The sequence below is a fragment of the Paenibacillus sp. J31R34 genome, assembly GCF_059383715.1.
Genome location: NZ_JBXENU010000020.1, coordinates 37,420 through 52,163, shown reverse-complemented (window position 1 = coordinate 52,163; position 14,744 = coordinate 37,420). Strand labels below are relative to the sequence as shown.

The 14,744-nt window shown below is 51.8% G+C and carries 9 protein-coding genes; all 9 read left to right on the top strand.

Features of this window, described 5'->3' with window-relative positions; all coding sequences use genetic code 11:
* Positions 1 to 379: 379 nt before the first annotated feature.
* The 9 genes from AC50YG_RS30940 (at position 380) to AC50YG_RS30900 (ending at position 14,157) form a co-directional block, all read left to right on the top strand.
* Positions 380 to 1,219: a hypothetical protein gene (locus tag AC50YG_RS30940; RefSeq protein WP_494832588.1), complete on the top strand. Its 840-nt coding sequence runs from the start codon at positions 380 to 382 to the stop codon at positions 1,217 to 1,219.
* A gap of 120 nt (positions 1,220 to 1,339) precedes the next feature.
* Positions 1,340 to 1,792, top strand: coding sequence for a flavodoxin (locus AC50YG_RS30935; protein WP_056031783.1), 453 nt, complete (start codon positions 1,340 to 1,342; stop codon positions 1,790 to 1,792).
* A 64-nt stretch (positions 1,793 to 1,856) separates the two neighbouring features.
* Positions 1,857 to 2,648: a hypothetical protein gene (locus AC50YG_RS30930; protein ID WP_494832586.1), complete on the top strand. Its 792-nt coding sequence runs from the start codon at positions 1,857 to 1,859 to the stop codon at positions 2,646 to 2,648.
* A gap of 160 nt (positions 2,649 to 2,808) precedes the next feature.
* Positions 2,809 to 3,663 carry a helix-turn-helix transcriptional regulator gene (locus AC50YG_RS30925; protein WP_341280719.1) on the top strand — a complete coding sequence of 285 codons (855 nt, stop codon included), beginning with the start codon at positions 2,809 to 2,811 and terminating at the stop codon, positions 3,661 to 3,663.
* A 104-nt stretch (positions 3,664 to 3,767) separates the two neighbouring features.
* Positions 3,768 to 4,439, top strand: a complete 672-nt coding sequence (locus AC50YG_RS30920) for an SOS response-associated peptidase (RefSeq protein WP_494832584.1) — start codon at positions 3,768 to 3,770, stop codon at positions 4,437 to 4,439.
* 361 nt (positions 4,440 to 4,800) lie between these two features.
* Complete coding sequence (locus AC50YG_RS30915) at positions 4,801 to 5,004, top strand: hypothetical protein (protein WP_494832583.1); 204 nt, start codon at positions 4,801 to 4,803, stop codon at positions 5,002 to 5,004.
* 220 nt (positions 5,005 to 5,224) lie between these two features.
* A complete protein-coding gene (locus tag AC50YG_RS30910; RefSeq protein ID WP_046229494.1) occupies positions 5,225 to 5,413 on the top strand; it encodes a hypothetical protein in 189 nt (62 codons plus the stop codon).
* 156 nt (positions 5,414 to 5,569) lie between these two features.
* On the top strand, positions 5,570 to 6,298 hold the full coding sequence (locus AC50YG_RS30905; RefSeq protein ID WP_494832582.1) for a M24 family metallopeptidase: 729 nt from the start codon (positions 5,570 to 5,572) through the stop codon (positions 6,296 to 6,298).
* A 434-nt stretch (positions 6,299 to 6,732) separates the two neighbouring features.
* Positions 6,733 to 14,157 carry an immunoglobulin-like domain-containing protein gene (locus AC50YG_RS30900; protein WP_494832581.1) on the top strand — a complete coding sequence of 2,475 codons (7,425 nt, stop codon included), beginning with the start codon at positions 6,733 to 6,735 and terminating at the stop codon, positions 14,155 to 14,157.
* Positions 14,158 to 14,744: the final 587 nt, after the last annotated feature.

Sequence of the window (14,744 nt, the reverse complement as noted above, 5' to 3'; positions counted from 1 at the left end):
CCGTTTCACCTTGAAATATAGGAAAGAATGTGATGGTTCTATCCTTTCTCTATATTTCTCGGACTGAAACGCGCTGCGCCGCCAAAGGACGGCGACAGCCGTTTCACCTTGCTTGTTGTTGCTCATTATAGCACTATCGCAGGCAATGCATAACCATGGAATTACAGGGCGAGGGTCAGGTAGTATGGCAAAAGAATGAACAACGGGCGAATGCTACCCACGGCTAGGCACATTTTCCAATTTCGATAGATAATGATTGACATTAGGTATGAGAATAGTTATCATATACTACGAAAGTGATAATCATTATCAGTTTGTCCACCTATACAATGATGCAAAATAATATACGATAGTATATATTGATGGAGCTGGTTTAATCGTGGCAGAGTTTAATCGCAAGGAGCATCAAATGAATGATGCGCCAGCCGAAACGGGCAAGCCGTGGAATTGGCAGCTGTTCCCGTTCTCATCAGTGAAGGCGGGCGAGGATGCGCTGTACGTGGCATCGGTTGGTTATGGCGTCTATCAGATTAATGGCGAAGAGCAATGGTTGAAGCTTAGTGCAGGGATGCCGCAATCGGCAATGGTTAATCGACTGCAGCTGCAAAGCAGCGTGCTTCATGCCTGCACGAGTGAAGGACTTTATCAATATACAAATGGGCAATGGGTCAATGATGGTCTCGCCATTCCTTGCTATCAATACCGGATGCTTGGCGGCACAGGCTATGCGGCAACGGATTATGGACTGTGGTCAAATTCCGGAAGCTGCTGGGAAAAGTCAGCCTGCTCCGACAAGCGGGTCTATGATTTCATGAACCTGCCGCAATATCTCGTCGTTGGTCATGAAAGCGGAGTCGCGCTGTACGACCGTTTTATGGATGAGTGGGCCGAGTTTGAGCTGGACCGTGCGGTTACAAGCCTTGCTGTATACCGAGGACATCTCATTGGCGTCAGCGATCGCGGCGAGCTGATGATCGGCGACAAGAAGGGACGGTTTGACCGCATCCGCTTCAGCAAGCAGTTTATTTTCTCCATTGTTGCGAAGGGGAAAGATATTTATGTATGTACGGATAAAGGCTTGTTCCAGCTCGCTTATATCCGCAATCAAGTAACGCTGCTGTCTGTGAAGCTGGGTATTCCGGTGACGGATGTGGATCTGCAGGGCGACAGCTTGTATATGGCCACGTTGTTTCAAGGTATTCAAATGATGGATGCCTAGTTCATATAAAATCAGCCATCGGCGCGCGGAGGAGAGGCTGCTCTCCCCCAGCTGATGGGAAACAAAGCAGCCGATTGTCCAAAATGGCGACGGCTATTTACACTTGGGAGGAATGTATAGGTGTCAAAGGTAATTGTGGTATACGCGAGCATGACGGGTAATACAGAGGAAATGGCTGAGGCGATTGTTGCTGGAGCACAGGAAGCGGGCGTTGAAGTTGTATCGAAGGAAGCTTTCGATGCAAATGCAGCTGATTTGCTGGAGTACGATGGCATCATTATCGGCGCGTATACTTGGGGAGACGGCGAGCTTCCAGATGAAATTCTTGATTTCTACGAGGAGCTTGAAGGACTTGACCTCAGCGGCCGCAAAGCAGCCGTATTCGGTTCAGGGGACTCCTCCTATCCTGTATTTTGCGGCGCGGTTGATACCATCGAAGCTAAGCTGCGCGAGCTAGGGGCAGAAATTGTCTCCGAAAGCCTGAAGGTTGAATACAACCCTTCCGATGATGAGAAAGAACAATGCAAAAACCTAGGCAAGCAAGTAGCTGGCCTTGTAACTGTAGCGGGCTAATAAGCAGGGCGGCTGTTGCTGCTTTATTTCTAAGTGACCTGCAAGAAAGATGAGGTGGCCGATTATGGAGCAATCCGCAGCAGTAAAGCTGATTGAGGATTACAAGTTGGAAGAGCTGCTGCGCTGCCCCTATCGGTTCATTAAACGGCAGACGGCGAAGAAGCGGGCAGGCGAAGTGAATGGGCGCCAGCTTATGCAATTCGCCGTCAGCCATATTGTGAATGATTTTTATGAGCTGCCGCCCCATGCCCGTACAGCTGATGTAGTGAAGCGGCTGGCGGAGCGCTGGTGGACGCCGCGAGTAGCTAAATTCGATAATGCGGAGCATTATTGGGATTCGAAGCTGCAAGCGGTTGCACATTTGACGGCTTTTTTATTGGAGGAGCAAGAGGCGGCGCCGATTATCCAATTTGAGCAGCATCGCACCTTTGTTGAGCCGCTCGATATGGAGCTCACGCAAATCTTTCAAATTGTCGCCGAAGATCCGTATGGGACGAATACCGATTATATTGTGCAAAAGTTTGTCGTGGACGAGGATGAGGATGTCATCGTTACGTTCCAGCATATGACCGCCGTATTTTGTAACAGCGCCTTCGGCAAGCTGCCGAGCCGGATCGATGTTTTGTCGGTGATGAGCGGTCAGCGGATTTCCTATTATCCAAGCGAAGCTGATATACCGCAGTCCTTGGATTATATGAGGCTCGTGCAGACTATGCTGCCCGAAGCCGAGCGGCTGCGCAAGAGCAACAATGCGGCGGAGTGCCGAAGCTGCCCGTTGCGCAGCGAATGCTTCAGCAAGACGTCAGAAGCAGCGGCTGAGGCTGTGCTGCAAAAGTCAGCAAGTCTTACTATGTAGGCTAGAGCATCGTTCGATGGTTCATCGATTGATGCTCCTTTTTTATGCTCACTATTAGGAAGACGCATCCGGAGGCAAAGGTAGACAAACGATTGTTAGTTATGTAACATGGGGCAATACATAAATACTAACTTACATAGTTGCACAAGGAGAGATTGTCGTGTCAGAGGAACTGCTGCTAACGTTTCGTTCGCCGCCGCTGCCCTTTTTTATAGAATCAAACCGTCGTACGTATCAAGCGGGTGAGGAACATCCGAACCGGACTAATATTGGCGTATTCGATATGCTGTTTGTGCATGAAGGCGCTCTGCATCTTGCGGAAGGGGACAATAAATGGCTGCTTGGCCCAGGGGATGTGCTTATTTTACGGCCGGACAGCTATCATTATTCGTATCAGCCGTGCCAGGAGACGACCGTGTTCGACTGGATCCATTTTCAAACGGTGGGTGCATGGGAAGAAACTGAGGGGAGTCAATCGGGCTCCTTGAGGGGAGACTATTATACGTATGCCATTCGGCTGCCGAAAAAAATTCACCTGTCTTACCCGGACGAAGCGAAGCTCATCTTCGCACAGCTGCATGATGCAGCGCAAAGCTCGTCGCATGGCGCGTTCTGGGAGCGGCAGCAGCGTTTTCTGCATTTATTGCAAATGCTGGATGAAGGCTGGCGTTCGGATGCCGCAAGAGCAGGCGTATCGGTGGCAGAACGTGCCGCGGCCTATTTGAAAATGAATTACCGCAGCCCAATCAGCAATGGCATGCTTAGCGAAGTGCTGCAACTGCACACCAATTATATTACGCGCTGTATGACCGAGGTGTTCGGTTGTACGCCGCAGCAATATTTGCTCTATTACAGGCTGGATCAAGCGAAGCTGCTCCTTATTAAGACAGACTGGACGATTGCCCGCATCGCGGAGGAAACGGGCTTCCGTCAAACGCCGCATTTCTCGCGGCTGTTTGCCTCCCACACCGGGATGCCGCCGCTTAAATTCCGCAAGCGTTTTACGACAAATTAAGCCAAGAAGTGAATAAAAAACCTCCTCATATGCAAATAATGGGCAAGACGATATTTTGAGCACAGCGGAATGCTTGCCCGCGCAGCTTCGAGGGGGATATACAAATGATTGAGCGTTATTCGGTTAGGGCAAATGTCGATGATTTGATTCGGTCGTTCCAGGTTGGGAATGTAATTGATTGTGATGTGACTAGGTTTAATATAGCGCCGACCCAGTCGGTGTCAATTGTAATGAATGACCGTTTAGGTGAGCGGACGCTTCAGGATGCCAGATGGGGCTTGTTTCCGTTCTGGGCGAAGGATTCAGTAAATGCGGATTGCGAGCGGTTGTCTGAAAAGCCATTTTTCGAGCGGATGCTGCGCAGGCAGCGCTGTGTTGTACCATGCAGCGGCTTCTTTGGCTGGCAGCAGTATGGGCAGGAGCGAGAGCCGCGGGCGATGCATATTGTTGTGCCGAGCCAGCGATTGTTTGGTGTGGCAGGGTTCTTTGATGCTTGGAAAAATTATCAGGGGCAGGAAGTGCGCGCTTTTACGATGATCACGGCCAGTTCTTCAGGGGCGTTATCCGGCTGGCAGCCGCGCGTGCCTATCGTGCTTGACGAGGAAGGGCTGGAAGATTGGCTCAATCCGCGCATTCATGATTTCCGTTCATTGCGCAAGCATCTCGACCCGCTGGAATCCTATCAGCTAAGAGCTTATCCGGTAACGAATGCGGTAGGGAACGAAGCATACGAGTCGCCGGATTGCATTCAGGAAATTATGCCGGATTTTGCATAGCTGCGGCAGACAGGCTTGCCCTGCTGACCAGACCTATTTGAAGCTTGAGATAGAGCCTTCGTTCCAATGGAATTGTGGAAGCGGAGGTTTTTTTGGGAAATAAATGAAAGGGCTTACATGATTATGCAGCTAGTCTTTTTCGTTCTTAGGACAGTTGAAGACGGGCTGGATTTTCGCTATAATGTAACCTATATTTGGAAATATCTGTAGCTTGAAAGAAAGTGGATTTTTGCCGATATTAAAAAATATAAGAAGGTATAAGCTCCCCCTAATAATGGGCTTATATTTCTCGGAATGAAACGCGCCGCGCTGCCAAAGGCAAGCGACAGCCGTTTCACCTTGTCAGAGAGGAGCTGGGATAATGGTTCAAGGCTGGGTCACTGCGCTGGTGCTGGCGTTCGGTATTGCGGTCGCTATTTTCGGGGTTGTCGCCTATTTACGAATGTTTCATAAAGACCGGAGCGCAGCTTCTGTCCGTTCATCCATAGAGCGCCATGCTAGTGCTGACGAGGCTTCCGCTGGTGAGGAGGGGCGTGATTCACCCCTGGACAGGACGCCTGACTAGTGCGGATTTTGCATAAATTATACGCTTGGTGGACGAGCCGGTCAAATGCATGCTTTCCCAAGTGTAGCATAAATGTTATAATAGTAAGAAAAGTTCAAACATTTTGAATCATCAAACCATGGTGACGCTTGACCGATGGGAGTCCGGCGGTGTTTTAGCCGAATGTGTTCTCGGAATTTGTTGTTTAGGACGACCATCCAACGTTAAGGGAGGAGATTTCATGGCGAAGCACAGCCAGAATGAAGTCAAGGAAAGCCTGAAAGAACTAACGAGAATTTTCCAACCCAAGGATTCACGCAAATTTGTTAGGGATTACATTCGAAAGTACCGGATTACCGGCGGCTACGAGGAAGAATTAACATTGCTGGTGGAAGATGAAATGGGCAAGCTCAACTCCTCAGTCGGCTAATCGCATGGTTATACGGGCTCTATTCCCTTCAAGGGGAATAGGGCCCTTTTGTTTGAAGGGAAAGAGAGAAAACAAAGCATTACACGAATTGTTCACATTCGTGAGAATGTCCGCTTTGCTCCTCGAATATGGTGAATAGAGGAGGGAGGTTTGGATATGCTGACGAAGCTTGCGCTTGGCACGGAAGAGCAGTATGTACAGCATGCAGGGAGCATTATAGCTGCATGCCATAAGGAGCTGTCAAAGCGGATTACCTGCGGGGTGACGACGCTTGAGATCGAGCGTTTTACGGAGCGATTCATGCTGGAAAGAGGGGCGTTTCCGGCCTACAAGGGGCGAAAAGGTTATCCGTTCGCCATTTATGCCTCGGTAAACGGGATGCTGCGCGGCGGGTTTCCCGGCACGGCTCCTCTATCCAGCGGTGATATGGTCAAAATCGAGATGATTGCCGGGGTGGATGGCGGCACAGCTGAATTCGCCTGGACGTATGCGATAGGTGAGCCGACCCCGCTTTCTCGCAAGCTGCTGCGCACGGCGCAGCACACGCTGAATCGCGGCATTGCCGAGGCGAGAGTAGGCAGAAGCGCCGGAGATATCATCGTGGCTATCCATACTTCAGCGGCCAAGTCGGGCTGCCTGGTCATGAACAGCATGCCGGATATCGCGGTGCACGGCATTCTTCAGCAGCTGCAGCAGGGAGAGATGCGCCCGGTGGAGCAGCCAGAGGAGCTATTGGCAGAAGGCATGATTTTGACGATTGATTTAATTGTGGGATTAGGTACGCTGGCGGGTGACACTGCTAGTGTCGAGCCAGGACTTGCGACAGCGCATGTAAAGCATACCGTTGCGGTTACCCGCTCGGGCCCGGTTGTGCTGACAAAATGAAGCGGATAACGCTGTACGCTTAAGCAGACGAAAAGGAGATCACACCTCACGGAAGGCGAGGGTGATCTTTTTTGCTCTTTAAGCGCTTTTCTCTCAGCCTGTCAGGAGCTAATGACCAGCCTTCATAAATCGTTTTCCTCCTGAGAAGTGGCGTGCTGTCAGATATCCTATTAAAGGATCACCGTACAAGCCGTACAAGATATTTCAACAGTTCACCAAAGTTAAAATAGTTCAGTCGTAAAATGCCAAATTGTTCACTATGCTTATATTGTTGCTCTTTCGGGCTGTGTGAGCATTGGGCTAAGCTAAATACAGACCGGAGGGGTACCGTGATGTGCTTAGGAACGAAAATTCTTTTCAGCTATTTAATGAAAGCGCTTACCATTTATCCGGGCTGTAGAGTCAACGCGAAATAAATGTGGGAGGTTGAAAAATTGAAGAGATCCATAGCTGCACTATCCAAGCTTATGCTAGCACTGATGATCATTTTGCCGGGGATTATGCCTGTCTATACGGCAACGGCATCAGCAGAATCTGCGCTGGTCCTAGAGGAAACGGGAACCACAGCAGAGGGAGATCAGCAAACACAGCAGCAAAATGAAACAGGAGAGTCGCAAGAGGGACAAGGAGGAACGGAAGAACAGCAATTGCTCGTCGCTCAGGAGGCGGCAGCTGTTGCGAATGAACCGCTGTTTAAGGATGATTTTCAAGATGGCGATTTGCAAGGCTGGACGGTCAATAACAGTAATATTATTAAATCAGCAGTTGATCCGGCTGCGGCTAGCAATCAGGTGCTGTACGTTAGTGCTGGGGATGAGGCTATTGCCTCGGTCAATCAGGATATCGGCAGCGACTACGTGTATGAGGCCAAGGTGAAAAAAGTGGCTGCGGGAGCTTTTCCCGGCATTTTGGCGCGCTATAGCGATGTGAACAATTTTTATTTGTTCCAGTTGGGGGATAATCGGTTCTCCTTATCCAAACGGGTAGGCGGCACTACAACAACGCTCGGGGAATATCCGATTACGATTAGTGCGAATCAATGGTACACGATGCGTATCATCGTCGAAGGCAGCAAAATGAAAGGCTATGTGGACGATAAGCTTATTTTTAATGTAACAGATACTTCCCTTGCGTCAGGGAAAGCGGGCTTCCGCTCTCGCTGGGAAAAAAGCGCGCTTGATGATGTAGGCATCTGGCAAATTCCAAATCCGAAGCCGGAGGCTCCGAGTGATTTGCAGGCAACGGGCATCACTTCGTCTGCGGCTACGATTAGCTGGGACAGCACGGTAACGGGAGCTACCTACCGCGTTTATCGTTCAACCGATGCTACCGCGGGCTTCTCTCCGGTGTATGTCGGAACAGATAAGCACTATGAGGACACGGGACTGGCTTCCGGTGTGACTTATTACTATCAGGTTGCAGCGGAGGTCAACAAATATGAGGTTGTTTCTTCCTCCATCTCGCTGACGACGGTGCTGGTGCTGCCGGAATCGCCAGATTTGCTGCCGGGCATTGTAGCGGCATACCCGTTCAATGAAACGTCAGGGACGCAGGTGTCACCGCTTGGCGCTAGCAGCAACCAAGGCAAAGCCACTCTTACCGGCGGGGCATCATGGACAACGGGCCGATCAGGCGGGGCAGTCGATCTCAATGGATCAAATGGCTATGTCTCGCTTCCGGCAGGCATGCTGAAGGATTTGAATGAGGTCAGCTTTGCCTTCTGGGCGAAGCAGGATACGCTCAAGCAGTGGACTCGTGTGTTCGATATCGGGCTCGGCACGAACAATTATATTTTCTTTACGCCAGCCACGGGCGCTAATGAGTCGCGCTTCGTCTTGAAAAATGGCGGCAGCGAGCAAGTTGTCGGCGTTAGTCCTGCGCAGCAGGCAACCGATCGCTGGGTTCATTATGCGATGACGCTTTCGGGCTCTACAGGCGTATTGTATGTGGACGGCGTAGAGGTGGGGCGCAATGCCAATATGACGCTGAAGCCTAAGGATTTGGGCCAAACGACGCTGAACTATATCGGCCGCTCGATGTTTAGCTCCGATCCATATTATGACGGAAAAATTGATGATTTTTATGTGTTCAATCGGGCGTTAGGACCGAAGGAGGTGGCCTTGTTCACCTATGCTGAGGATCAGGCTAAGGTGGCGGCAGATAAGGCGGCTGTGACGCTGCCTGGCGACTTGACCAAGGTGATGGCCAATATTTCGCTTCCAGCTAAAGGCGCTAACGGCACGACACTAGCATGGGAATCCGACCAGCCGGCTGTTGTTGATAGCGCAGGCAAGGTGACTCGTCCTGCCTACGGACAGCCAGACGTGGACGTGACGTTGACAGTTACGATTAAACGTGGCAATGCGATAGACACGAAGCCATTCCAGCTTAAGGTGCTGGCAGATTTATCAGACGAGGCAGCGGTCGACAATGACAAGGACGCACTTGTAGTAGCGCATGCCGATGGGGCAACAGCAAAGCTCAGCCTGCCGGATGCAGGCGCGAACCGCACGAAAATTTCGTGGCAATCGGATCATCCGGTTAACCTGCGTCCAGACGGCATGGTTAGCCGCCCCGCTATTGGCGAAGGGGATCTGCTCGTTAAGCTGACGGCGACCATTACGCGGGGCAGCGTATCGAAAACGCGAGTGCTCGACGTGTTCATTTTGGAGCAGGATGCGAATACCGCTTATTTATTTGCTTATAACAAGCTCGTCAGCGGCACGGAAACGCTGCATTATGCGGTGAGCCGCAACGGGAAAAGCTGGACGGAGCTGGGCACGAACGCCGCATTCGTCTCGCCTATCGCGAATGGAGCCGATACGTTCAAGCTGAATTCCGAGGATAAATGGCTGAAATATACGTATGCAGGCGGCGCGTGGACGCTTGCTTCCGCTACGGACGTAGCGGGTGTGTGGACGCAGGAGGCAGCCAGCTCTTTTACGCTTCCAGCCGGTGCGCTGGCGGGCAGCTTCAAACGCATGGATGAAGCGGATTGGAGCCGACTTGTACATGGCCTTTCTGTACCGAGAACGCTTGATCCGATCATGACGATCTACACGGAAAAGGGCGTCGCGCCAAGGCTCCCGGATCGGGTGAAAATCGATTATACGAACAATCAGTATACGACGGTACCTGTACAGTGGGATACCCTTGCTCCTTCTGCTTATGCTAGCGCTGGCAGCTTCAAAGCCGAGGGAACGGTAACGGGCACGTCTACCCGCATAAAGGCAGATATTAAGGTGCAGGACAATACCGGCAAAGCGGACGTTATTCGCAACGGCGAATACTGGTTCGATGACGAAGGTGGCATGATTCAGGCTCATGGTGGCTATATCCTCAAAGTAGCGGACACGTATTATTGGTTCGGCGAGGATAAAGGGCATAATTCGGCGGTGCTGAAAGGCGTCTCCGTGTATGCATCGAAGGATCTCAAGCACTGGGAATTCCGCAACAATGTGCTGACGACAGCCTCTCATCCGGAGCTGGCATCGGCAAAAATCGAGCGGCCCAAAGTGCTGTACAACGAAAAAACAGGCAAATATGTGTTATGGGGACACTGGGAGGAAGCGGGCAACTACAATCAGGCGAATATGATCGTTGCTGTATCCGACACGGTAGACGGGGATTACACATACGTGAATCGTTTCCAGCCAGGGGCGATGCAGGCCCGTGACTTTACGTTGTTCCAGGATGATGATGGCAGCGCCTATTTATTCGCATCCTCGAACAATAACGCCGACCTGAACGTGTTCAGGCTGACGGACGATTATTTGTACACCGAGCAGTACATGTATACGCTGTTCCCGGGTGTTAGAAGGGAAGCGCCAGCAGTTGTGAAGAAGGACGGCTATTACTACTTGTTCACATCGGGGCAGTCCGGCTGGTATCCGAATCAAGGCTACTATTCAAGCGCCAAGTCGATTAACAGCCTAAGCGATTGGTCCGAGCTTAAGCGGTTCGGCGATCCGGCGACGTATTATACGCAGCCTTCTTTTATTCTCAGCGTCTACGGCAGCGAAACGACCTCCTACGTATATGTAGGCGACCGCTGGAATCCGTCGGCATTGATGAACTCGCAATATATTTGGCTGCCGCTTGAAATGAATAAAGGCGTGGCATCCATTACGAATAGCGGAGATTTGGATTTGAATGCGGCAACGGGTCATTTTGAAACGGCGACCGATTTGCTTGTATCACAGGGCAAGCCTGTAGTGGCGAGCTCGCAAGCGCCGAGCAACCCCGCGACGATGGCGAATGACGGGATGTATTTTCAGGATACGAACAATGATGGCAGCAATGACAATTTCTTCGATTCGGGCAGCACCTCGTTTCCGACGACGCTGCGCTTCGATTTGGAACGGGAATATGATTTGAGCCGCATTGATCTAAGCTGGCGGGAGTGGAACGGCTCGGAGGTTTATTACACGTATAAGGTGGAAGGCAGCGTCGATGACCAGCAGTATGATCTGCTTATCGACCAAAGCGGCAATAAGACGCCTTCCTTCAACAGCGATAAGCTTGCGGGCAAATACAGATATGTGAAGCTGACGATTTTGGGGCAGTTTGGACATACAAACAATGCCGATAGACCGGTCACCTGGTACAGAGGCCTGCATGAGGTGAAAATTTATTCGTCCGACATGCAGCTGGATATGCCGCAAGGCTTGCTGGCGACTTCTGTGAAAACATCGTCTGCTGCCGAGGTGACGACCATCAGCCTGAATTGGCAAGGCGTGCCGGGCGCAACAGCATACACGCTCTACCGTTCGGAAAGCGAGAACGGCACGTATGAGCAGGTGTATAACGGAAGAGCGATGGCGTATGACGACAACGGTCTTGCGGTCAACAAAACGTATTATTACAAGGTGAAGGCGATCCATCCTGGTGGCGGCTCGGAGCTTTCGCAGTCTGCACAGGCGAGAACGTTCATCGCATCAGCTGATCTGGCTGTGTACGACAATACGAAGGAAAACGTGTGGCTTGATGATGCGGGCAATGTGACGCACACGCCAACGATTACGCATGACGGCTTTTTGAAGCTTGGCAATCTGTATTACTATTATGAATATGTGTCGGATTCAGATGGGTTTAAGCAGGTGAATTTGCACCAATCGGCAGACGGGATCAACTGGACGTTTGTGGATACAGTGCTGACCCGCGATTCTCATTCAGAGCTTGCGGCTAGCAAATTCGAGGCGTGGAATTTCACGTACAACGAAGCAACGGGCAAAGTTGTCATTTGGCTGCACTATGAAAATAACAAGGATTACTCGCTCGGCAGAGCGGCTGTGCTGTCCGGCGATCCCGGCGGGGCGCTGACGTTCCACGGCAGTGTACGTCCAGCAGGCAACGATTCAAGGGATATCACCTTCTTCAAGGATGATGACGGCAAAGGGTATATCGTTTCGTCAGGCAATACGAATGCAGACTTGTTCATTTATGAGCTGTCTGCGGACTATTTGTCGGTAGAGCGCGTTGTGCTCAAGGTGTATGAAGGCAAGCATCGGGAGGCGCCTTCGCTCATTAAAAAAGACGGCTATTACTACCTGTTCACCTCCGAGGCGGCAGGCTGGTATCCGAGCAAGGGCATGTATTCTTCCGCCACTTCGCTTGCAGGGCCTTGGTCGGACCTGCGAAGAATCGGCAATAATTCGAACTTCTCGGCGCAGTCCGGCTTCATTTGGAAAATGGAAGGCTCAGCTGGCCTCAGCTTCGTGAATATGGCGAACCGCTGGGTAGCTGGCGCAGGAGAGGCGAAGCAGCACTGGCTGCCGATTACACTGGGCAATGGCTATGCGAAATATGATTATTATGAAAAAGTGTACTACAACCAGGCAACGGGTGAGGTTGTGCCTGAGCAAAATGGCGAGCTGCTGTCGCAGGGCAAGCCAGCCATAGCGAAAAGCGAGCTGGAAAACAGCCCAGCAACCTTTGCCAACGATGGCGACTACACCACAAACTGGGTCGCAGCGAATGGCAGCTGGCCTTCATGGTGGCAGGTCGATCTTGGCGATGTGTACAGCCTGACGAACATTCAGCTGTCGTGGTATTTGCATAACGGCTCGGAAGGGTATCACCGATACAAAATCGAAACGAGCTTGGACGGCGTTACCTTTACGACGGCGCTTGATAAGACGGACAATAAAACCTATGGCTTTACCTCTGATAAGCTGAGCGGCAAAGCAAGATATGTAAGGGTGCAGATGGTCGATGCTGTTCTGCGCAACAATCCAGGCAACTGGTATACGCCGCAGTTTGGCGAGGTGAAGGTGTACGGAACGACGGTGAAGGAGGAGCCGACGAAGGAGACGCCAGTTGGGCTGAAAGTGAACGCGGCTACCGATACAGCGATTGAGCTGGCATGGACAGCGCTAGCTGGTGTGAGCGGCTACAACGTTTATCGTGCGACGGATGAAAATGGGCCTTACGTGCTGGTAAACGCCCAGCCAATCAGCACGGCATCGTATGCGGATAGCGGCCTGAGCGCCAATACGGATTATTTTTATCAGGTTTCCGCCGTTTACGCAGCGGGCGAATCGGATAAATCAGCTGTACTGACAGCGAAGACGCTGGTAGATCCGGGCACACCGGGTGGAGGTACAGATCCGGGCACACCGGGTGGTGGAACGGGTGGAAGTACGTCGGGCGGATCAGGTTCAGGCTCGACGGGCAGTGGCACGAGCGTTGAAGTGGGCGCGAACGGGCTGACCGTGAAGGTGACAGCGGATGCGAGCGGCATGCTGCAAGCACAGCTGAGCGCAAGCGATATGGAGAAAGCGCTGGCTGGCCTGCAAACGGCCAATACGCTGCGCATTCAGCTTGAGCCAAGCAAGGCAGGAGCTGTGGCAGGAGCGAAAGTGGAGATTCCTATGGAATTGCTGCTGGCAGGGGATCAGCCAAAGGTGCGGTTCATCACCGTGCAAGCAGGTACTGTGCAAATCACGGTGGACATTACGCAGACGGCGGGAATCGTTGCGGCAGGCGCCAATAAATTAACACTGGAAGCCGTCCAAGTTTCAGCTTCGGATTTGCCGGCTAATGTGCAGACGAAATTAGGCGATCACCCTGTTTATGACTTCAAGCTTAGTGTAGACGGCAAGGAGCTTCATGCCTTTGGGCAGGCTGCGCCAGTAGCAGTGGAGCTCGCATATGCGCTAAAAGCGGACGAACAAGCTCATAAAGTCGTTGTTTATTATGTAGGCGAGGGCGGCGCACTAGAAGTCGTGCGCAACGTGAGGGTTGATGCGGCGGCTGGAGTCGTTCGCTTCCAGCCGGAGCATTTCAGCCGCTATGCGATCGCTTATGCGGATGTGGCTTTTAAAGATTTGGGCCAAGCGAAGTGGGCCCAAACGATGATTGAGGCGCTCGCAGCGCGCGAAATCGTGAGCGGAACGGGCGGCGGCAGCTTTGAGCCGTCGAGGGCCGTTACGCGAGCGGAGTTCGTCCAGCTGCTGCTAAGCGCACTTGGGTTGATTGACGAGCAGGCGACTAGCAGCCTGCGCGATGTGAGGCAGGGCGCTTGGTATGAAGCGGCCGTTGCTTCGGCAGAGAAGCTGGGCCTCGTGAAAGGGCGCCCAGACGGGACGTTCGGCATTCATGACGCGATTACTCGCGAGGAAATGGCTGTTATTTTGGCCCGTGCGACAGCGCAAATCGCTTGGGAAAGCACAGCAAGCACGAAGCCTTTTCCTTCCTTTGCAGATGAGCAGTCGATCAGCGAATTCGCACAGGAGGCCGTCAGCGCAATGCAGCAGGCGGGCTTAGTGAACGGATTTGAAGACGGCAGCTACCGTCCGCAAGGGCAGACGACTAGAGCGCAAGCAGCAGCTGTGATTTTCAAGCTGCTGAAGCTCTAGGAGTAAGAGAATGCGGTGATAAGCCGCAGGCTTCAAGGATAATCGGCAAGGCAGGTCAGTACCGCAGCTTACAAGCTCGAAAATCCCGCTCGCTTCCTCATATGATGGGGAGTGCGCGGGATTTATTTTTTCCCAGCAGAGGCCGTTGTTTAAGCTTTAATAGGTTTGCCATTATTCGAGGGCAATCTCATCCGCCGGTTCAAGGCTGGTGAACCGCAACTTGCGTTTGTTGCTGATACTCTAGAACTCCAGACACTAACTGCTTTTTTGGCGGACTGAGGTTCCGCTATTCTAGCTTTTTATTCGATTTCAGGACATAAGCGGACAGGAGAGCCGTTATCGCCCTCAATATCCCGGCAAAATGGCCATTACCAGCGAAATAGCTGCTCCTGAGTCCGCAGCCGGGGCTTAATCCGTGATCTGGCTAAAATAGCGGCTGCTGTGTCCGCCAAAGTCTATCCTTAGCAAGGAGTGAACCACTGAAACGAAGCATACGAAGATTCCTCACGAAATGTTTGTATGCACGCTCAAGCTTGAGCGGCTTTTTCCTGAGGCGGATTAGGAGATATAATAGGAAGAAAGAGAAT

What these genes read in the sequence shown, in the direction of transcription:
- AC50YG_RS30930 (WP_494832586.1), top strand. Translation starts at nt 1,857, where the DNA reads ATGGAGCAATCCGCAGCAGTAAAGCTGATTGAGGATTACAAGTTGGAA.
- AC50YG_RS30920 (WP_494832584.1), top strand. Translation starts at nt 3,768, where the DNA reads ATGATTGAGCGTTATTCGGTTAGGGCAAATGTCGATGATTTGATTCGG.
- AC50YG_RS30915 (WP_494832583.1), top strand. Translation starts at nt 4,801, where the DNA reads ATGGTTCAAGGCTGGGTCACTGCGCTGGTGCTGGCGTTCGGTATTGCG.
- AC50YG_RS30910 (WP_046229494.1), top strand. Translation starts at nt 5,225, where the DNA reads ATGGCGAAGCACAGCCAGAATGAAGTCAAGGAAAGCCTGAAAGAACTA.
- AC50YG_RS30905 (WP_494832582.1), top strand. Translation starts at nt 5,570, where the DNA reads ATGCTGACGAAGCTTGCGCTTGGCACGGAAGAGCAGTATGTACAGCAT.